Genomic DNA, 20,148 nt, shown 5'->3' on the forward strand with positions numbered 1-20,148 from the left:
GTCAGTCCTCCAGGTCGGTCATCGGAGCGCTGAGGTCGATCTCCCGTACGACGCGATCGGCGAGCAGCACGAAGTCGCCGGTCTCGGGGAGGTAGCAGCGCTCCTCGTAGCGGATGGTGATGCGGCGAACGGGTTCCTCGCCGCGGTAGGCGGGCAGATCGCCCCACCGGTAGAGCTGGCCCCCGGGCGCCTTGAAGCGACGTAGCCACCGGGGCAGGGGGCTCTTTCGAGTACCGGCGTTGAGCCGGGTGAACATGGCGGTCAGGAAGGCGACGTGCTCGGCCGAACGTTCCTCGTCCCTGTGCGTTCGGCCGTATGTCTGCTTGAGCGTGTGCAGCTGGTCCCGGTCCCGGCCGGCGTGGACGAGCAGATCGCGAAGCCGCCGGTCCCAGACGATTCCGAGGTGGCCGTGGAGGACGGGCTCGTCCACCAGGAAGTAGCCCTCCACGCGACCGAACTCGCGCTCGTACGGGCACATGTAGTCGTTATAGAGCTCCCGCGTCGCGCCGGACACGGTCTCCACCTGCCAGTGGACACGGGCAGTGAAGGGCGCGTCCCACCACCCCAGATGCCAGGGCTGCCACAGCAGGTCGGCGGTGCTGAGCAGGATCACGGTGAGCGCGACCAGCGCGGCGGGCCACCCGAAGGCCGTGTCGTACCCCGTGTCGGGAAGCAGCCCGACGGCCGTCGCGAGTCCGATGTGGGCGGCGATGCTCTCCCAGAAGAGGATGCCGGAGGCGAGGGCGACGGCGATGTTGAAGAGCGCGGTCGCCACCAGGACCGCGATCAGCAGTCGGCGGTCGAGGAAGGCGACCAGCCCGGCGGCCTCCACGATCATCGTGAGGATGTTGAGGGGGCGGTCCACGGCCCTCGCCCGGCGCAGAAGCCGAGACACCTTCCCGGACGGGAGGAAGCGCGCCCAGCCCCAGGAATACGCCGAGGCCATGAGGTAGTGCGTGCGGTTGTGCCAGGCCCAGGACCAGGGGCGCGGCCCCAGCCGTGCTTTGCTCCAGGTCGGCTTGACGTAGTGGGACAGCGAGACACAGCCGAGCACCAGTACCAGACCCGCCGTGGAGTCGGACGGGGGCGGGGCGAGGACCGCGGTCACGAGGAACCAGGCGAGGTACCCCTTCAGCAGTCTGGCCGGCATCATCGCGTGGTGCTGCCAGCCACGCAGCCTGCCGCAGAACACGGCGATCCACGCCAGCAGGGCGGGAGCCCAGAGGCAGGACGCAACGGCGAGGAACAGGAGGAGCAGCTTGTCCCTACGCTGGGGACCGATGGGCAGCGTGACGTCGTAGTCGCTCGTGGCGCCTCGCCAGGTGAGGAGGGCGATCACGGAGACGACGAACCAGCGCAGCTGTTCGGGCAGCGGCGAAGGACGGAGGGCCAAGGGGGCGATGACCGCGACGGCCGCACCCATGGTCAGTGGCGTGGGGCGCCGGGCGAGAGCCCGTACCGCAGGGGAGACCCCGAATCGGTAGCAGGCCACCGCGGCGGCCACGACCGCCGCGGTCACCACGTAGGAAGGAACCGGGGGAGTCGGCATGTCGACTACCCCGCGATCGGCGCGGGCATCGGCCGGTCGACGGCCGGCAGGCTCTCCAGGTACGAGGCGATCCGTTCCCGGGGATCGTCTGCGAGGTACAGGTCGCGGTGGCGTACGACGTTGTCGCGGAGCACCGGCCGCCTCGCGAGAAAGTCGAGGACGGCTCGCCGCTCGACGCGCGGGGCGGCAGTGCCCAGCCCGGCCTCGTTGACGACCTTGGCGCACCAGTGCTGGTCGTAGGTGGGTAACGGGACGAGGTGGACTGGTTTGCCGAGGACGAGGGCCTCGCTGATCAGGTTGAAGCCCGCGTTGGAGAAGACGGCCTCGGAGCGGGCCATGTCCGAGATGAACGCCTCGCGGTCGAAGGCGCGTATCTCGATCCGGGTATCGGCGTATCCGCGCAGGGACCTCAGCTCCGTCGGCTGTGCGTAGATCCGCAGCGTGCGGTCCGGTACGGACTGGCGGAAGACCGAGGCCAGTTCGCGGACGGACTCCTCCGGGCCGTGGTCGAAGTATCGGGAGAAGTAAGCCGTGATGAGGGGCTCGGTAGTGACCGGCGCCGACCTGACGAGATCCGGAACGACCGGGGAGATGAACTCCACCCTCTGGTCCTCGGCCCCCAGCGGGACGTAGGAGCAGATGAAGGACCGGTCCACGCGGGGTGCGAAGTACCGCAGCCGTTGCTCGTCGGCCGTACGGGCGTACCGGCCGACGGTGGGGAGGTCGAGGTGCCGGTACTTGCTCTGCTGATCGATGGAGACGAGCGGCCGACCGAAGTGGTAGGCGAGACGTGGGGTGTTGGGCTCGTAGTCGGTGACGAACACGTCCGGGACGCCGCTGTTCCGGACGGCCCGGCGCAGCCGGAGGTGGCGGAGGAGACCTCCAGGCGCCTGCCGGATGTTCGCGCGTAGGGCGTCGCGGGCGTGGATCCGGTCGCCGCGCGCGAGCAGCGTCGGCATCCAGGCGTCCCAGGCGGGAAAGCCGAGGTCCCGGAAGTACTCGACCCTGCCCTGGCCGTTGGTGACGATCCGGACCCGATGCCCGCGGTCGCGGAGGTACTGGGCGATCACGCTCTGCCGGACGGTGTGTCCCATACCGATGCCGTTGACACCGATGACGACGTCGAGCGGTCGTACGTTACTGGTTCCGTTTGCGGGCACGACGATCCCATCCCTTCGGTCAGGAGAGCCGGGTGATGACGTTGCGGGTGACCGTGGCGACCTGGGGATCGGTCGCCAGGAGGCGCGCCCAGTCGGTGGTGGCGGCCGTGAAGACCGTGCCGCCGGCGGTGAAGACGCCGAGGGTTGCGGCCCGGGGGCCGGGCATCGACTCCCGGGCGGCGAAGTTCCAGTCAGGGGGGAGCTCGGCGATGCCGAGGATCTCGAAGTCCTTCGGCGTTCCATCCTGGCCGGTGGAACGCGGGCGGCCGGCGGCGTCGTACTCGAACGCCGCGCCGTCGCACTCGTAGCCGATCAGCGCCCCGCCGTGTCCCAGACTGTCTCCGGTCCTGAGCTCTGTGCCGGCGAAGGCCCAGTGGCCGGCGTCGGTGACGACGAAGCCCAGCGAAGCGCGGGTGTCTTCCCAGTGGCCACCGCCGTTGCGGTAGCTCACACCCAGGAGGGTGTTCTCCGGCTCCGACTCCCACCAGTGGTCCGGGCACCCGTACGAGCTGTCCGGGTCGGTGCCGGCGGGCACTTCGGGCGGGAACTTGTCGCAGGACAGCCCCGTCCCGCCCGGGGCGACATTGACACGCCACCAGCAGGTGTTGGCCCCGAAGTTGGCGATGTGGCCACCGGCGTCCCGGAAGGCGGTCACGTGGCGCCGGAGGTCGGTGCTCCAGTACTCGTCGTGACCGGCGGCGACCAGGAGGCGGTATCCGTCGCGCAGGAACAGCCCCTCGTGAAGGTCCAGGTCGGTGCAGTAGTCGGCCTCGATCCGATTTCGCTCCATCCAGGCGATGAAGGGGGCGTCCCAGTGAGCGAACGTCTGCCGGGGCGATGACGGGTCGTACGCGTCCGGCAGGCCCTTCACGGGCCCGCCGACACCGCCCCCGGGACGGCGCGTCGTGACGTGGGCGGCGCTGTAGAGGCTGCCGCCGCCTGCCGTGTTGTAGGCCTGGTAGGTGAACGTCGGGATCTTGTACAGGATCCTGCGGCCGGAGGGCGCGGAGGGGGTGACGACCAGGAGGATGCGCGCTTCCCGGGCATCCAACGGCGGTATGCCGGAGCCGCGCTCTGTGCCCAGCACCGCGATGTAGACACCGGACCGCCACTCCGGGGGCACGAGGAACTCGTACGAGGGCCACTGCCAGTCCTCCTCGAAGTTTCCAGGAGACGCGGCACGGCCGGGCCATTCGACGTGCCCCGCGTGCTGCGGTTCGGCTCCCCAGCGGTAGAAGTCGACGTGGAAGCGGGGCGCGGTGGTGGCGATGTGTAGGCGCACCACCTCGCCGGCCCGGACGCTGGGCCGGGCCGCGTAGCCGTTGACGGTGGTCACGAGCCCTCCTTGGCGCGGGCCACGCCGGCGAGGTGGAACGGGTCGATCGCCTCGACGCGGGCGTCCCAACCCAGATCGGTCAGCTGGGAGGTGAGCTCGGCGGAGTCTCGGAGCACCTTCACAGCCATGTGGCGTGAGCCGTCAGAGAGGGTGCGATGGACGGTCGGCACGGGCGCCGCTGCCACCCGGTCCTCGATCTCCGCCTTCGCCGGCGAGTCGTCGAGGAACACCACGCGACCGCCGGGCGCCAAGGCCCACCTGAGCAGGTTCCAGAACGGTTCCATCTCCACCGGCGGCACGTGGCTGAGCCAGAACGCGAAGAACACCGTGTCGTACTGGCGGTCCGGCTCCCAGCCGAAGACGTCGGCTTCGATGAAGCGGGTCTCGGTTCCTCGCATACGGTCGCGGGCCCGGCGGAGCATCTCCGGCGCCGCGTCCAGCGCGGTCAGGCTGCGGGCCCGGCGGGAGAGCAGCCGGGTCCACTGGCCCGTGCCGCAGGCGATCTCCAGGACGTCACCGCCGACCGGCAGCGAGTCCAGGGCCTTCGTGAGCCGCGGCATGTCCATGCGGGTGCCGTACGTGGCGTCGTACTCGTCGGCTCGGGCCCGGTAGTAGGCGATCTGCCCTCCGGACCAGTCGCCCGGATCGCCCTGTCGATCTTCCGTTCCGGTCACGCTGTGACCACCCCTCTCGACTGCCCACGGAGCCGTGGTGCTCCGTGCCGAGAAGACTGCCGAGCGACGCTGGTCAGCGGGCTGTCGTGGTGTCGCACTCGCGGTGCAGCCCCGCCGCTGTCCAGGGCGACGGGTGCGCCTCGCGCGGACCTGGCCGGAATGGCCCAGGTGCTGCATCAGTGCTGAACTCCCGTCGCAGCGAAGGCTCTACACCGCTGGTCAGGCCGCCCTACCCTGTTACCGTCGTCGGTGTCGGTCGAAGGAGCTCAGGTGGCCACAGTGCAGCGCTGGACCGGACGGGAGGCGCGTGCTCTGCGGCTCGCGACGCGACGGAGCGTGCGTGGCTTCGCGTCCTACCTCGGCGTCAGCGACCGGACGGTGTCCAACTGGGAGGCCCGGGGCGAGGAGATCGTCGTCGCACCGGACTCCCAGGCGTTACTCGACACGGCGTTGGAACGGAGCGACGCGGAAGTGCGGCAGCGCTTCTGGGACTCCGTCGCTGTTCCGACGCCCGAGCCCGCGCCGGCGCCGGACGAATACCGCCCCATACCCGTTCCGGAGCCCGGCTTGGTGCACAGGTCCGAAGATCTCGAAGGGCTCGTCTCCGTACTCCGTGAGGCGGCGCAGGACGACACCGTCGCCACGGTTGCCCTGTGCGGCCCCGGCGGGTTCGGCAAGACGACGCTGGCCACGCAGGTGTGCCACGACCCCCGCGTACGGGACTCCTTCTCGGAGATCCTCTGGGTGGAGACCGGCGAGGGATGCACGGCCGCCAGGGTCGTCGAGCTGATCTCCGACCTGTGCGTCCACCTCGACGGCAACCGTCCATCACTTGCCGATCCGGAGCAGGCCGGCTTCCACCTCGCCCGTCTGCTCCAGGGGCGCCGCGCGCTCCTGGTCATCGACAACGTCTGGTCCGCCACCGACCTCAGCCCCTTCCTGCTCGGCGGCGAGGACTGCGTACGGCTCGTGACCACGAGGAACGTGCGCGTGTGCCCCAGCTCCGCCCGAGTCGTACGCCTGGGGCCCATGGCGCCGGGGGAGATCCGCGAGCTGCTCGTCCGCAACGTCGGTGCCCTCGGCGATGCCGAGGCCGCGCGCCTCGCAGGCGTGTGCGGGGGCTGGCCGCTCCTCGCGTCGATCGTCGGCGCGAACGTCTCTCAGGAGGTCGGTTTCGGCGCCCCGGCCGACCGCGCCGTCACGGAGACGAACGCGGCGATCCGCGCGTACGGCCCTCAGGCTTTCGACGTCTGGGACTCCGACCAGCGCAAGAATGCCATCGGGCAGGCGCTCGAATCCAGCCTCCGCAGTCTCGCGGAGAGCGTCTCGATCGCCGGCCGCACTGACCTGCGAGACCGGTACCTGTCCCTGGCGGTGTTCCCTCCGTCGGTGTCGATCCCCATGTCGGTCCTCACCCACTGGTGGGGCACCGCGAACGGGTGGGCCCCTCACGTGGTGCGCCAGTTCTGCCGGGTGCTGTCCGACCGGTCCCTGATCGGCGCCTACCTCGCCGACCGGAACGCCATCGTGCTGCACGACGTGTTCCGGTCCTATCTGCGCCATCTGATCGGTGACCAGTGGGCGACCCTTCACCGGTCCCTGATCGAGGCGTACCGGCAGAGCACGGACGGTGCCTGGGAAACGCTCGCTGATAGCGAGGGATACCTGTGGCGTCACCTCCCCTATCACCTGCGTGAGGCGGGCCTCGACGCCGAGCTCGTCAGCCTGCTGGCCTCGCCGACGTACGTCATGCGCAAGGTCGAACTGGTCGGGCACCAGTCTCTGACCGCGGACGCCGCCGTGCTCGACGCCATGCCCGAGCGCCACGATGCCGGCCACCCGCAGCACCAGGTGTGGGCCACCGCCCGGGCCCTGACCGGTGCCGGGTATCTGCTGAACGGGCTGGAGAGCCCGGCCGACATCGCCTCGACCCTCTCGATCGTGCTGCGGCGTGCATCCACCCCCGAGGCCACCCGAACCCTGGAATGCGCTGCGGGGGAGGGGACGGTGCTCGCCCCGCAGTGGTTGTTGCCGCCCCCTGAGGTGAGCTCCGAGGCGGTGACGGAGCGCGGTCACATCGGTGCGGTCGTCAGCGTGTCCGCCGTCCGCGACCTCGTGGCATCAGGCGGCGAGGACGGGGTGGTCAGGCTGTGGAACCTGAACACGGGCAGGCTCCTCCGAGCCCACGAAGCCCATACCGGATGGGTGTTCGCCACCGCGCTCTCCGCGGACGGGATGGTTCTCGCCTCAGCGGGGGACGACGGAGCGATCCGGCTGTGGCGCACGGACACCGGCGAACCCGTCGGGGTGCTGCCCGGGCACAACCGCCGTGTTCGCGGCCTCGCCTTCTCCTCAGCCGACTCCGTCCTGGTCTCCGGTGCCGAGGACGGAGCCGTATGCGCGTGGGACCTGGAGCGGCTCGTGCTCCTGCGCACGATGCGGGCGGCAGGCACCCCTGTCTGGTCCGTGGCCATCGGCGGGGACTCCGACTCGCTCGTGGCCGTGGCTGGCGAGGACGAGTTCGTCCGACTCTTCGACCTGCGCACCGGTCGGCTCCTCGACGAACGTGCGGAACACCAGGATTGGGTCCGCTCCGTGTCCTTCGCCCCCGGCTCCTCCCTCTTGGCCTCGGGGTCTGGTGACCGTTCCGCAGCTTTGTGGGACACGGCCGACGGAAAACTCGCGCTCGTCCGCCGGATCACCGGCCTCAAGGCGCGCGTGCGCGCCGTCGCCTTGTCCCCGCATGACGACGTCCTCGTCGCCGCCACCGAGGAGCCTAGGATCCAGGCGTTCTCGGCGGAGACGCCCGTAGGTGAGACACAGCTCCCGCGGGGCGTCGACTGGGTGCGCTCACTCGCCAGAACGGGTGACGGCACCGTGGTCGCCGGGTGCGAGGACGGCGCTGTCCGTGTCTGGGCCGTGGGGAAGGGCAGGCTCAGGACCCTGGTCGGCGGCTCGAACACCGTGTGGTCCACGCAGTTCGCGGCCGGCGGACGTACCGCTGTGGTCGGCGACGGGGACGGCGGTGTCGCCGTCGTCGACACAGCGACGGCGGCGGTCGGCCGGAGGCTGCCCGCCGCCCATGGACGCGTCTGGTCCCTGGCCTGCGGCGAGGAGCACGTCGCCGCGGCTTGCGGCGACGGGGCGGTCAGGGTCTGGTCGCTGCCTGAACCGGCCTGGTCGCTCACCTTGAACCAGGACACTCCGCGAACGTGGGCTGTGGCGATGGCCCGTTCGACGCCTCGTATCGCTGCGAGCACGGGTGACGGACACATCCGGTGCTGGGATCTCCCCACCGGGACGCTGTTGTGGACTCAGGACGTGCATGCCGGTCGGCTGCGGTCGCTCTCGTTCGACGACAGCGGAGACGTCCTGGTTGCCTGCGGCGGTGACGGCTCGGTGCGCGTGTGGCACGCCTCCACCGGGGATTTCAGAAGCCGGTTCAGCAGCCCCAGCGGATGGGCTCGCGCCGTCACCGTGGACGGTCCGGGCAACCGCGTGGCAGTCGGGTCGGGAACCGGAGACATCGCGGTACGGCATCTGGGGACGGACCGGTTCACCTCCCACCTCTCCGGTCACACGGGCCGCATCCTCACGCTGGGCTTCATGGGCGACGAGGACCGCCTCGTGTCGGCTGCGGCAGACGGGACAGTGCGCGTGTGGTCGCTCGGCGAGCAGCGGCAGATCACCAAGGTCCGAGTGGACGCCTCACTGCACTGCGCGGCTTTCGAGCCGGCGACGGGTGAGGTGCTGGTCGGGAGTGCGGCTGGCGTCGTGGCCCTGGGGATCATGGACACGTGAGCGACATGCGAAGGGCTTTGGACACCATGACAGAGAAGACTTCCCACGTCTCGGGCGATGCGGCTGGAGCGCCGGTCATCCTGAGCAACGAGCCCGGTTCGTTCGCCTGGGGCGTGCTGGCCAAGCGCCACCCTGCCCTCATCCAGCAGGTACGAGACGCCTTCCCGTACGGCCGCCGGCAGCACGAGGCCCTCGACGCCCTGTTGGGCGAGATCACCCATGGTGTCATCGAGCCGCTCCCCCCCGAGGAGTACGACCGTGAGTGCTGGGCGGACTGGGGGCAGGAGTACTTCGGGCGCTCCTGGTACGACGCCCCGTTCCTGTGGGCGGAGAGCTACTTCTACCGCAGGCTCCTCGGCGCGGTCGGGTACTTCGGCAGCGGGCCGTGGCAGGGAGTCGATCCGTTCGCATCGTTCAAGCGGGCCGAGCTACGCGGCGAGGCCGTGGAGGAGGAACTGCGGGCCCTGGACGCGCTCTCGAGTGTTCCGGCAGACGAGCGGGCTTCGGCCCTGCTCCACGCGTCGCTCTGGGGCAACCGGGCGGACCTCGGCTTCCGCGTCTCGGCGGGGGAGCCGGCGGCTGGTGACGCCGCTGCCTCAGCGCTGGTGGCCGACGACAGCTCCTTGTTGTGGCAGCTGCTGCCCGTCGGGAGCTCCTCGACCGTCGCCGTGGTGGCGGACAATGCGGGGCGCGAGCTGATTCCGGACCTGATCCTCATCGACCACATCCTCCAACAACGGCATGCCGAACAGGTCGTGCTTCACCTCAAGCCGTACCCCTACTACGTCTCCGACGCGATGACGCCCGATGTCGTCGACTGCCTCCGTCGCCTCACCGAGGCACCCGGCGAAGCTGGCGCGATCGGCGACCGGTTGTGGAAGGCCATGGCGGCAGGGAGCCTGGAGGTCCGCACCCACCCGTTCTTCTGCGCTCCGCTGCCGTACGAGGGCATGCCCGAGGACCTCCGCGGCGAGTTCGAGAGCGCCACGCTCACCATCTTGAAGGGTGACCTCAACTACCGGCGCCTGGTGGGCGACCGGCTGTGGGACGCCACGGCGTCCTTCGCTGATCTCACCGCGTACTTCCCGGGGGCCGTCGCAGCGCTTCGTACCCTGAAGTCCGACGTCATCGTCGGCATGGCGCAGGGAACATTGGACGCTCTCGAGCGGTCCGGGGCAGCCTGGCGTACGAGCGGAACGCACGCGCTGATTCAGGCGAGACGATAGATCTGGGCGGTGAACGTACGGCGTCGCACCCCTCGACATCACCTGGCTCCGCGCCCCGGGCCTCGACGATGCGGCCAATCTTCCAGCTCACGAGGTGCTGGCCGCCGAGATCGTCGAGGACCTCCAGGCCGCCCTGGAGTAGTTCGCCACGGTCGCGGAGACGCTGCTGCAGGACAGGGGTGAGGAGGCGGGATTCCGCAGCGGCGGGAGGTCGCAGCGCGGACTGAGAGCACCTGCGGCTGGTGCGTGTGAAGCGGGTGTGAAGACACAAGCGTTTGCTCTGCCGGCGCCCGATGCCTACAGCAAGTAGTTTCTGGCCAGGCCGCGGGGATGATTTTGACCTTGTCCGGAGTGCTTCGGCGGGATTCCGGGCATCCTGTTCCCAGGCGGTAGGGAGTTCGAGGGCGACAGGCGTCATGCGAACGTCGTAGCGGTCGCCCCAACCCAAGATATTTCGTAACTGACGCTCCCAGCTCACCTGCGTCTATGCAGGTCGAGCACAGCGCTCAAGCGTCCATACTGCGCGACTACCTCGACTGATCCCGTCCGAGGCTCAGAGCCGTACACGAAAGACCCGGTTCCCCGAAAGGAGGAACCGGGTCTTTCGCGTGTGCGCGTGTGCGCGGGGCGGGTACGTGCAGGACGCTGGGTGAACCGACATCACCGGAGAGTCAGGAGGCTCCATGCGTGGTCCCTTCACCCGCGCCTTGACCGGCGCCCTGGGCCTGATCACGGCCGCGGCGGGGCAGGTCGCCACCGCCGCCCCCGCGGCCGCCGACAGCGTCGTCGTGGGCGGCCGGCAGGCACTGATCACGGAAGCGCCCTGGGTCGTGGCGCTGTCCAGCCGTGACCGGTTCGGGGGTACCCGGGCGGGGCAGTTCTGCGGCGGCGTGGTCGTCGCGCCGACCAAGGTGCTCACGGCGGCCCACTGCCTGGGCCGGGAGGTACTCGGCGGCGAGCCGTGGGAGGTGCGCGATTTCGTGGTCATCGCCGGCCGTGCCGCGCTGCGCGGGCAGGGCGGGCAGGAGGTCGGGATCTCGGACACCTGGGTCAATCCCGACTACGACCCGACGACGAACTCCGGCGATCTGGCGGTGCTGACGCTGGCGAGCGCGCTGCCGCAGTCGTACGTGATCGGCGTCGCCCGCGCCGGGGACGCGGCGCACACACCCGGTACGGCGGCGGACGTCTACGGCTGGGGCGACACGACCGGCAACGGGACCTACGCGTCCACGCTGCGGACGGCGCGGGTCCAGGTACTGCCGGACACGGCGTGTGAGCGGGCGTACCCGGGCGGTTTCGGGGTCCGGTACCGGAGCGACACGATGCTGTGTGCGGGCGACCCGCAGGGCGGCAAGGACGCGTGCCAGGGGGACAGTGGCGGCCCGCTGGTGGCCCAGGGGCTGCTCGTCGGCCTGGTGTCGTGGGGGAGCGGCTGCGGGCAGGCGGAGAACCCGGGTGTCTACACGCGGGTCTCGTCGGTGCTGCCGGAGCGCATCTGACGGCCGCTCCGCGGTCGGGGGCGAGTGAGGGGTACGAGTACGGGCGGCCACCCCTTGTGAGGGGTGGCCGCCCGCCGTCCGGTCAGCGACCGGCACTGGGCTCGTCGTGCAGGGCGTCAGGCGTGGTCTTCGCCCATCGTCCGGGCCGGCACATCGGTGAGCCGGTCCGTCTCATCCTGTATCTCAGCGGCGATCTTCTTGAGTTCCGGCTCGAACTTGCGGCCGTGGTGGGCGCAGAAGAGCAAGTCACCTCCGCTGGTCAGGACGACACGCAGGTATGCCTGGGCGCCGCAGCGGTCGCAGCGGTCAGCGGCCGTCAGGGGGCTCGCGGGGGTCAGAACAGTAGTCACGTCGCCTCTTCTCTAGCTCGACGAGCTGTCGTACCAGGGTCAACATCCAACCAGGCCGGAAACGTTCCCGCTCGTGGCTTTTCCTCGAAACTTTTTCCCAAGGTGGCTGTCTGCTGCCGGTTGGCGGCGAATGAGCCGTATTGCTTCGCTCTACGGATTTCGCGTTGCTTGTGTCGGTGCGTCCTCCCGGCGTGGTTGCCGGTTGTTGATGAGGACGTGCCCGGAGCCTAAATGGTTCATGCCTGGAAGGGAACGTGATGTTCGCGTCACCCCTTCGAGGGATCGAACATCCATACGACTCTGGACTAGCATGAGGAAACGGGGAGGGTGGCGTGACAACGGCTCTACCAGGCATCGGTACCCTCTGACCGGTGAACGACGCCGGGCCTTACCCCACCGGGCCAGTTTTCAAATTCAGCGAGGAGCGAACCGCGTGACCGCCGAAACGTCCGTGCCGTCCAGTGCGCTGCTGACCGCAGACCGTGACGGTTCCAACTACACCGCGCGGCACCTGCTCGTACTCGAAGGGCTCGAAGCGGTCCGCAAGCGCCCCGGTATGTACATCGGGTCCACCGACAGCCGCGGCCTGATGCACTGCATCTGGGAGATCATCGACAACTCGGTCGACGAGGCCCTCGGCGGCTACTGCGACCACATCGAGGTCATCCTCCACGACGACGGCTCCGTCGAGGTGCGGGACAACGGCCGGGGCATCCCGGTCGACGTCGAGCCGAAGACCGGGCTCTCCGGCGTCGAGGTCGTCATGACCAAGCTGCACGCCGGCGGAAAGTTCGGCGGCGGCTCGTACGCGGCCTCCGGCGGTCTCCACGGCGTCGGCGCGTCCGTCGTCAACGCCCTCTCGGCCCGCCTCGACGTCGAGGTCGACCGGAACAGCTCCACGCACTCCATCAGCTTCCGCCGCGGGGTGCCCGGCATCTTCACGGAGCAGGGCCCCGACAGTCCCTTCGACCCGGGCAACGGCCTGCGGAAGGGCAAGCGCGTCCCCAAGGCCCGCACGGGCACGCGCGTCCGCTACTGGGCGGACCGGCAGATCTTCCTCAAGGACGCCAAGCTCTCGCTGGAGACGCTCCACCAGCGCGCCCGGCAGACCGCCTTCCTCGTGCCCGGTCTCACGATCGTCGTCCGCGACGAGCGGGACCTCGCCGGGATCGGCAAGAGCGAGGAGACGTTCCGCTTCGACGGAGGCATCAGCGAGTTCTGCGAGTACCTCGCGCAGGACAAGGCCGTCTGCGACATCCAGCGGCTCACCGGCCAGGGCACCTTCAAGGAGACCGTCCCGGTCCTCGACGAGCGCGGGCACATGACCCCGACCGAGGTCACCCGTGAGCTCGCCGTCGACGTCGCGCTGCGCTGGGGCACCGGCTACGACACCACGGTCAAGTCCTTCGTCAACATCATCGCCACGCCCAAGGGCGGTACCCACGTCTCCGGCTTCGAGCAGGCCGTCACCAAGACGGTGAACGAGGTCCTCCGCTCGGCCAAGATGCTGCGCGTCGCCGAGGACGACATCGTCAAGGACGACGCCCTTGAGGGGCTCACGGCCGTCGTCACGGTCCGCCTCGCCGAGCCGCAGTTCGAGGGTCAGACCAAGGAGGTCCTGGGCACCTCCGCCGCCCGCCGGATCGTGGCCGCCGTGGTCGCCAAGGAGCTCAAGGCCTTCCTGACCTCCACCAAGCGGGACGCCAAGGCACAGGCCCGCGCCGTCCTGGACAAGGCCGTCGCCGCCGCCAGGACCCGGATCGCGGCCCGCCAGCACAAGGAGGCGCAGCGCAGGAAGACCGCGCTCGAGTCCTCCTCGCTGCCGGCCAAGCTCGCCGACTGCCGCAGCGACGACGTGGAGCGCAGCGAGCTCTTCATCGTCGAGGGGGACTCCGCCCTCGGCACGGCCAAGCTCGCGCGCAACAGCGAGTTCCAGGCCCTGCTGCCGATCCGGGGCAAGATCCTCAACGTCCAGAAGTCCTCGGTCTCGGACATGCTCAAGAACGCCGAGTGCGGCGCGATCATCCAGGTCATAGGAGCCGGCTCGGGCCGCACCTTCGACATCGACGCCGCCCGTTACGGGAAGATCGTCCTCCTGGTCGACGCCGACGTCGACGGCGCGCACATCCGCTGCCTGCTGCTGACGCTCTTCCAGCGCTACATGCGGCCCATGGTCGAGGCCGGGCGCGTCTTCGCCGCCGTGCCCCCGCTGCACCGGATCGAGCTCGTCCAGCCCAAGAAGGGCCAGGACAAGTACGTCTACACGTACTCGGACAACGAGCTGCGCCAGACCCTCCTGGAGTTCCAGCGCAAGGGGGTCCGCTACAAGGACGCCATCCAGCGCTACAAGGGTCTCGGCGAGATGGACGCCGACCAGCTCGCGGAGACCACGATGGACCCGCGCCACCGCACCCTGCGCCGGATCAACATCGGCGACCTGGACTCGGCGGAGCAGATCTTCGACCTGCTCATGGGCAACGACGTGGCGCCCCGCAAGGAGTTCATCACCAGCTCGGCGGCGACCCTCGACCGCTCGCGCATCGACGCCTGACGAGCGACCGCCGGGTGACCGAAAAGGGCCGGGCCGTGCGATACGCATATCAGCACGGTCCGGTCAGGCCAACCACAAGATCTGTCACCTGATGGGGTGAAGAGCGGGAGGAGAAGAGTCCGGGATCTTCCCGCTCTGTCCATCCTTGGGCACGCGGCCGAAACGGTTCGCTGACAAGGAGAGTTGGCCGGTGGAGCAGGTGGACAGGCAGGAGGGGCGTGACGTTTCGGCGGTGCCGGACGACGCCCCCTGGTACGACATGGCAGTGCCGCGGCAGCGCGAACCCAGCGCGGCGGAGATCTACCTGGAGGTTCAGCGGAGCCCCGCCTTCCAGGAAGTGCGCCGCCGCTACCGCAGGTTCGTCTTCCCGGCCGCCCTCGCGTTCCTCCTCTGGTATCTCGCCTACGTCGTCGCGGCGACCGCGGCACCCGGGCTCATGGCGCGGCCCGTCGCCGGCGCGGTGAACGTGGCGATGGTCGCGGGCCTCGCCCAGTTCCTCACCACCTTCCTGCTCACCTGGGCCTACGCGCGCCACGCGCGACTGCGCCGCGACCGGGCGGCCCTGGAACTTCGCTGGGACACCCAGGAGATGACCCGAGGGGTGGCGCAGCCGTGACCGGAGACCACCAGACCCTGGCGCTCGTGCTCTTCAGCGTCTTCATCGCCGTCACCCTGGGGATCACCACCTGGGTGAGCCGCAACCGGCACGGCTCGGCGGAGGAGTTCTACGCCGGCGGCAGGCTGTTCTCGCCTCTGGAGAACGGTTTCGCCATCGCGGGCGACTACATGTCCGCGGCCTCCTTCCTCGGCATCTCCGGACTGATCGCGCTCTACGGCTACGACGGCATGCTGTACTCCGTCGGCTTCCTCGTCGCCTGGCTGGTCGTCCTGCTGCTCGTCGCGGAACTCGTCCGCAACTGCGGGCGGTTCACGCTCGCGGACGTCGTCGCCGCGCGGATGGCCGAGCGGCCCGTGCGGATCGCCGCGGGCACCTCCTCCGTGGCCGTCTCCGTGCTCTACCTCGTCGCCCAGATGGTCGGAGCCGGCAGCCTCGTCGCGCTCCTGCTCGGCGGCACGAGCGAAGCGGCCCGCTCCTGGACCGTGATCGGCGTGGGCGCGCTGATGGTGATCTACGTGTCGCTCGGCGGCATGCGGGCCACCACCTGGATCCAGATCGTCAAGGCGGTCCTCCTGATGGCGGGCACGATCGCGCTCACCGTCCTCGTCCTGCTCCGCTTCCACGGGGACGTGAACAGCCTGCTCTCCACCGCTGCCGACCGCAGCGGCCACGGACGGGACTTCCTCGCCCCCGGGCTGCGCTACGGCGGGGACTGGACCGCGCGCCTCGACTTCATCAGCCTCGGCATTGCCCTCGTCCTCGGCACCGCCGGGCTGCCGCACATCCTGTCGCGCTTCTACACCGTGCCGACCGCCCGGGCCGCCCGCCGCTCCGTCGTCTGGTCCATCGGCCTCATCGGCAGCTTCTACCTGATGACGATCGTGCTCGGCTTCGGCGCGGCCGCCCTGATCGGACCCGCCGAGGTCCGCGCCTCCAACGCCTCGGGGAACACGGCCATCCCGCTGCTCGCCCTCGACCTCGGCGGCGGCGCGGGCTCCACCGGCGGCACCGTGCTCTTCGCCGTCGTCGCCGCCATCGCCTTCGCGACCATCCTCGCGGTCGTCGCCGGGATCACGCTCGCCTCCTCGGCCTCCGTCGCCCACGACCTGTACAGCTCGCTGCGCCGCAAGCACGCGAAGCGGCAGTACAGCGAGGTGACCGTGGCGCGGTTGGCGGCCGCGGGGATCGGCGCCGCCGCCATCGGCCTCGGCCTGCTCGCCCGCGATCTCAACGTGGCCTTCCTGGTCGGCCTCGCCTTCGCGGTCGCCGCCTCCGCCAACCTGCCCGTCCTGCTCTACTCGTTGTTCTGGCGGAAGTTCACCACCAGGGGCGCGGTCTGGTCGGTGTACGGCGGGCTCGTCCCCGCGGTCCTGCTCGTCCTGCTGTCGCCGGTGGTCTCGGGCAGCCCGGAGTCGCTGTTCCCCGGTGTCGACTTCCACGTCTTCCCGCTGCAGAACCCCGGAGTGGTCTCCATCCCGCTCGGGTTCCTCGCGGGCTGGATCGGTACGGTCACCTCGGCCGAGCCGCCCGACGAGGCGCGGCACGCCGAGACGGAGGTCCGGGCGCTGACGGGGGCGGGGGCCGCCTGACCGGGGCGGGACGGGGCGTGTGAGTGGGCCGGGGCCGGGGCTCCTGGCCTCGGGCTCAGGAGCCGAGGACTGGCTCAGGTGGTCGGTGGTGAGGACGTCCAGGCGTAGCGGTGCTCGGGACGGCCCGTCTCGCCGTACCGGAGGGAGAGGCTCACCCGGCCGGTGCGTTCGAGGAGCTTGAGGTAGCGCTGGGCGGTCTGGCGGCTCACGCCGGCCCGCTCGGCGATCTCCTGCGCGGAGATCGGACCGCCCGCGGCGAGCAGGACCTGGCGGACCAGCTCGGCCGTCGTGGGGGAGTGCCCCTTCGGCAGGTCGGGGGCGACGGTGCCCGCCGCCAGGACGCCGAAGATCCGGTCCACCTCGGCCTGCTCCGCCTCGCCGCCGGCCCCCAGGGCCCGCCGGAGCGCCGCGTACGCCTCCAGCTTGGGGCGCAGCCCGGCGAAGTTGAACGGCTTGACCAGGTACTGGAGGGCGCCGTGGCGCATCGCCGCCTGCACGGTGGCGACGTCCCGGGCGGCGGTCACCATGATCACGTCGCACTGGTGACCGCGCGCGCGGAGCTCCCGTACGGCTGCGAGACCGTTCTCGTCCGGCAGGTAGTGGTCCATGAGGATCAGGTCCACCGGATGCGCGTCCAGGGCGGCCAGTGCCTCCGCGGTCGAATGGGCGGTGGCGGACACCCGGAAGCCGGGGACCTTGGCCACGTACGCGGCGTTGATCCGTGCGACGAGCACGTCGTCGTCCACGACGAGTACGTCGATCATCGCGGCTCCCGGGCCGGCTGGGGAACCACGGGATCTCCGGGGGAGGGTACGGCGAGCCCGGTGAGTCCGGCGGATTCGGCGGGCTCGGCAGATTCGGCGGGTCCCGTCTCGGCCAGGGCGTCCGGGAGGACGACCGTGAACTCCGCGCCTCCGTCCGGGCCCCCGGCCACACGGGCCGTGCCGCCGCGCCGCTCGGCCAGCCGGCGCACGAAGGCGAGCCCGAGCCCGCGCCTGCCGTGGGACGGCGGTTCCTTCGTCGACCAGCCCTCGGTGAAGATCAGCTCACGGCGCTCCTCGGGGACGCCGGGGCCACTGTCCGTGACCCGCAGCACGACCGTACGGCCCTCGGTGCGGAACGCGACCTCGATCCGGGCGCCCGGTGTGCCGGCGACGGCGTCGAGGGCGTTGTCGACCAGGTTCCCGACGACCGTGACCAGCTCACGGGGGTCGACGAGGCGGTCCGGGAGCAGGGACCCGGGGGAGAGCCGCAGGGACACCCCGCGCTCGGCGGCGACGGTCGCCTTGCCGACCAGGAGCGCGGCGAGCAGCGGGTCGTGGACCTTCTCCGTGACCTGCTCGGCGGTGGCGCGGTGGACGCCGACCACCTCCGTCACGAATTCGACCGCCTCCTCGTGCATGTCCAGCTCCAGGAGGCCGAGGAGCGTGTGCAGCCGGTTGGCGTGCTCGTGGTCCTGTGCGCGGAGGGCGTCGATCAGGCCCCGCGTCGAGTCCAGCTCGCGCCCGAGCCGCTCCAGCTCGGTGCGGTCGCGGAGGGTCGCGACGGCGCCGCCGTCGTCGGTGGGCATGCGGTTGGCGATCAGGACCCGGTGACCCTGGACGGTCACGAGGTCCTCGCCCGTGACCCGGCCCGCCAGGACGTCGGCGGTACGGCCCTCGCCGAGGAGCTCGTCCAGGGGCCGGCCCGCGGCCTCCGGGCCCAGGCCGAGGAGGCGCTGCGCCTCGTCGTTCAGGAGCCGTACGGAGCCGGTGCGGTCGATGGCCACCACACCCTCCCGGATGCCGTGCAGCATGGCCTCGCGCTCGGCGAGCAGCGCGGAGATGTCGGAGAAGGCCAGGTCGTGCGTCTGGCGCTGGAGGCGCCGGGAGATCAGGTACGCCGCGAGGGCGCCGACCGCGAGCGCCCCGCCCGCGTACGCGAGGAGGCCCGGGATCGCGCCGAGGAGCCGGTCGCGGACGCTGTCGTACTCGATCCCGACGGAGACCGCGCCGACGATCCGGCCGTCCGCGTCGCGCAGCGGGGCCTTGCCGCGCGCCGAGCGGCCGAGCGTGCCGCTGTCGATCTCCATCACCTCGCGGCCCGCGAGGACGGCGCTGGGGTCGGTGGAGACGCGCCGCCCGATCTGGGCGGGGTCGGTGTGCGACCAGCGCACGCCGCGGGTGTCCATGACGACGACGTACTCGGCCCCCGTGGCCACCCGGATCCGTTCGGCCGCGGTCTGCACCGGGCCCCGCGGGGCGGGCGGGGCGCCGACGACGTCGGCGGCGAGCGCGGGGGAGGCGGTGGACTCGGCGATGGCCAGGGCCCGCCGCATGGCCTGGTCGTCGAGCTGGTCGCTGAGCGGCGCGAGGAAGAGACCGGTGGCGAGGACGGTCACACCGGTCGCGATGGCCAGCTGCATCAGCAGGACCTGCGCGAACATCCGCCGAGGCCACCCGAACCGCCGACGGCGCACGAGGGGCCGCGCGGGGCTGCTGGTCTGTGCGGGTCTCATGCCGAAAAGGTACGGGTCGAAATCCCGGGACCGGAAATACCGACCTGAGGGCGCCTCGGCTTCACCGGGCCGCCCCAGGCCTCCCCGGCGCACGCGCCGTCCGCCGGGGCCGGGGCGCAGGGGCGGATTCGGACGCCCCCGGATGTTCCCGCCTATCCTGGGGCCTTCCCACGGCCGTGGGAAGGAACCCGTTACCGGAGGCGCGACCCTTGACCACGCAGCAGATTCCCGTCGTCGTCCTCGCCGGGTTTCTCGGGGCCGGGAAGACCACGCTCCTCAACCATCTGCTGCGCAGTGCCCGGGGTACCCGGATCGGGGTCATGGTCAACGACTTCGGGGACATCGGCATCGACGCGATGACCGTCGCCGGGCAGGTGGGGTCGACCGTCTCCCTCGGCAACGGGTGCCTCTGCTGTGCGGTCGACGCCGGTGAGCTCGACGAGTACCTGGAGGTCCTGACCCGGCCCGAGTCCCGGCTCGACGTGATCGTGATCGAGGCCAGCGGGCTCGCCGAGCCGCAGGAGCTCGTGCGGATGGTGCTCGCCAGCGAGAACGAGCGGATCGTCTACGGAGGACTCGTCCAGGTCGTCGACGCGGCCGAGTTCGGGGCGACCCGGCGGCGCCACCCGGAGACCGACCGGCATCTGACGATCGCGGACCTCGTCGTCGTGAACAAGGCGGACCGGGTCTCCGCGGACGAGCTGGCCGCCGTACGCGAGACGGTCGTCGGCCTCGCCGGGAAGGCCGCCGTGGTCGAGGCCTCGCACGGGCGGGTCGATCCTGAGCTGCTCTTCGACCGGGTGGTGCCCGAGGACGAGATCGAGGGCCAGATGTCCATCGAGGACATCCTGTACGGCCCCGAGGACGAAGCGCACGCGCACCCGCACGCCGCGTACGAGACGGTCTCCCTGACCGCCTCGACCCCGCTCCACCCGCGCCGCCTCATGGCCTTCCTGGACGCGCGGCCGGAGGGCCTGTACCGGATCAAGGGCTTCGTGGACCTCGGCGCCGCCGACCCGGACAACCGTTACGCGGTCCACGCGGTCGGCCGCTTCCTGCGCTTCTACCCCGAGCCGTGGCCCGCGGGCGTGGAGCGGCTCACCCAGCTCGTCCTGATCGGCTCCGGCGTCGACGCCGCGGGGCTGCGCAAGGAGCTCGCCGGATGCGAGCAGAACGGGCCGCAGGACGCCCCCGACGAGCACAGCATGTGGGGCGTCCTGCGGTACGTGCGCCAGAGCGGGACGGACGAGGAGCCGGACGAGGGCTGAGCCCTTCCCGGCCCGGCCCCCGCCCC

14 protein-coding genes are annotated in these 20,148 nt (G+C 70.7%); 7 read left to right on the forward strand and 7 right to left on the reverse strand.

Translation table 11 applies throughout. From position 1 onward, the window contains the following. Window position 1: 1 nt before the first annotated feature. The 4 genes from ACF08F_RS31560 to ACF08F_RS31575 are packed head-to-tail and all read right to left on the reverse strand — an operon-like array spanning window position 2 to window position 4,719. Window positions 2-1,549 carry a hypothetical protein gene (locus tag ACF08F_RS31560; protein ID WP_392301944.1) on the reverse strand — a complete coding sequence of 516 codons (1,548 nt, stop codon included), beginning with the start codon at window positions 1,547-1,549 and terminating at the stop codon, window positions 2-4. Between the two features lie 5 nt (window positions 1,550-1,554). Then, window positions 1,555-2,709: a glycosyltransferase family protein gene (locus ACF08F_RS31565; RefSeq protein ID WP_392301945.1), complete on the reverse strand. Its 1,155-nt coding sequence runs from the start codon at window positions 2,707-2,709 to the stop codon at window positions 1,555-1,557. 19 nt (window positions 2,710-2,728) lie between these two features. After that, window positions 2,729-4,045: a N,N-dimethylformamidase beta subunit family domain-containing protein gene (locus ACF08F_RS31570; RefSeq protein WP_392301946.1), complete on the reverse strand. Its 1,317-nt coding sequence runs from the start codon at window positions 4,043-4,045 to the stop codon at window positions 2,729-2,731. Further along, window positions 4,042-4,719 carry a class I SAM-dependent methyltransferase gene (locus ACF08F_RS31575; protein ID WP_392301947.1) on the reverse strand — a complete coding sequence of 226 codons (678 nt, stop codon included), beginning with the start codon at window positions 4,717-4,719 and terminating at the stop codon, window positions 4,042-4,044. The genes ACF08F_RS31570 and ACF08F_RS31575 overlap by 4 nt, the downstream gene beginning before the upstream one ends. A 270-nt stretch (window positions 4,720-4,989) precedes the next feature. On the opposite strand from ACF08F_RS31575, the gene ACF08F_RS31580 reads away from it, so the two are divergent. From ACF08F_RS31580 to ACF08F_RS31590, 3 genes are all read left to right on the forward strand, one after another. Further along, window positions 4,990-8,520: an NB-ARC domain-containing protein gene (locus ACF08F_RS31580; protein ID WP_392301948.1), complete on the forward strand. Its 3,531-nt coding sequence runs from the start codon at window positions 4,990-4,992 to the stop codon at window positions 8,518-8,520. A 26-nt stretch (window positions 8,521-8,546) separates the two neighbouring features. Further along, window positions 8,547-9,746: a damage-control phosphatase ARMT1 family protein gene (locus ACF08F_RS31585; RefSeq protein WP_392301949.1), complete on the forward strand. Its 1,200-nt coding sequence runs from the start codon at window positions 8,547-8,549 to the stop codon at window positions 9,744-9,746. Window positions 9,747-10,429: 683 nt separating this feature from the next. Further along, entirely contained in the window at window positions 10,430-11,248 is an 819-nt protein-coding gene (locus ACF08F_RS31590) for a serine protease (RefSeq protein WP_392301950.1), read from the forward strand. Window positions 11,249-11,364: 116 nt separating this feature from the next. On the opposite strand, the gene ACF08F_RS31595 is transcribed toward ACF08F_RS31590, so the two are convergent. Continuing rightward, window positions 11,365-11,598, reverse strand: coding sequence for a hypothetical protein (locus ACF08F_RS31595; protein ID WP_055640955.1), 234 nt, complete (start codon window positions 11,596-11,598; stop codon window positions 11,365-11,367). 433 nt (window positions 11,599-12,031) lie between these two features. Here ACF08F_RS31595 and ACF08F_RS31600 point away from each other — a divergent pair, with 433 nt between their 5' ends. From ACF08F_RS31600 to ACF08F_RS31610, 3 genes are all read left to right on the forward strand, one after another. Then, window positions 12,032-14,149: a type IIA DNA topoisomerase subunit B gene (locus tag ACF08F_RS31600; RefSeq protein WP_392301951.1), complete on the forward strand. Its 2,118-nt coding sequence runs from the start codon at window positions 12,032-12,034 to the stop codon at window positions 14,147-14,149. A gap of 259 nt (window positions 14,150-14,408) precedes the next feature. Continuing rightward, a complete protein-coding gene (locus ACF08F_RS31605; protein WP_392301988.1) occupies window positions 14,409-14,765 on the forward strand; it encodes a DUF485 domain-containing protein in 357 nt (118 codons plus the stop codon). Then, on the forward strand, window positions 14,762-16,357 hold the full coding sequence (locus tag ACF08F_RS31610) for a cation acetate symporter (protein ID WP_392301952.1): 1,596 nt from the start codon (window positions 14,762-14,764) through the stop codon (window positions 16,355-16,357). Before ACF08F_RS31605 ends, ACF08F_RS31610 begins: the two co-directional genes overlap by 4 nt. Window positions 16,358-16,431: 74 nt before the next feature. Here the strand turns inward: ACF08F_RS31610 and ACF08F_RS31615 are convergent, their stop codons facing one another. Both ACF08F_RS31615 and ACF08F_RS31620 read right to left on the reverse strand, forming a co-directional pair. Next, window positions 16,432-17,121, reverse strand: coding sequence for a response regulator (locus ACF08F_RS31615; protein ID WP_392301953.1), 690 nt, complete (start codon window positions 17,119-17,121; stop codon window positions 16,432-16,434). Then, entirely contained in the window at window positions 17,118-18,854 is a 1,737-nt protein-coding gene (locus ACF08F_RS31620; RefSeq protein ID WP_392301954.1) for an ATP-binding protein, read from the reverse strand. The genes ACF08F_RS31615 and ACF08F_RS31620 overlap by 4 nt, the downstream gene beginning before the upstream one ends. 209 nt (window positions 18,855-19,063) lie before the next feature. Between ACF08F_RS31620 and ACF08F_RS31625 the strand changes: the two genes are divergently transcribed. Further along, the gene (locus ACF08F_RS31625) at window positions 19,064-20,122 is read left to right on the forward strand and encodes a CobW family GTP-binding protein (RefSeq protein WP_392301955.1); all 1,059 of its coding nucleotides are present in this window, start codon (window positions 19,064-19,066) and stop codon (window positions 20,120-20,122) included. Window positions 20,123-20,148: the final 26 nt, after the last annotated feature.

Origin of the sequence: Streptomyces sp. NPDC015130, from assembly GCF_043080005.1 — a bacterium.
In the GTDB taxonomy this organism is placed as follows: Bacteria; Actinomycetota; Actinomycetes; order Streptomycetales; family Streptomycetaceae; genus Streptomyces.

Coding starts and splice junctions, on each gene's coding strand:
- ACF08F_RS31560 (WP_392301944.1), bottom strand. CDS start 1,549: ATGCCGACTCCCCCGGTTCCTTCCTACGTGGTGACCGCGGCGGTCGTG.
- ACF08F_RS31585 (WP_392301949.1), top strand. CDS start 8,547: ATGACAGAGAAGACTTCCCACGTCTCGGGCGATGCGGCTGGAGCGCCG.
- ACF08F_RS31590 (WP_392301950.1), top strand. CDS start 10,430: ATGCGTGGTCCCTTCACCCGCGCCTTGACCGGCGCCCTGGGCCTGATC.
- ACF08F_RS31605 (WP_392301988.1), top strand. CDS start 14,409: ATGGCAGTGCCGCGGCAGCGCGAACCCAGCGCGGCGGAGATCTACCTG.
- ACF08F_RS31615 (WP_392301953.1), bottom strand. CDS start 17,121: ATGATCGACGTACTCGTCGTGGACGACGACGTGCTCGTCGCACGGATC.
- ACF08F_RS31620 (WP_392301954.1), bottom strand. CDS start 18,854: ATGAGACCCGCACAGACCAGCAGCCCCGCGCGGCCCCTCGTGCGCCGT.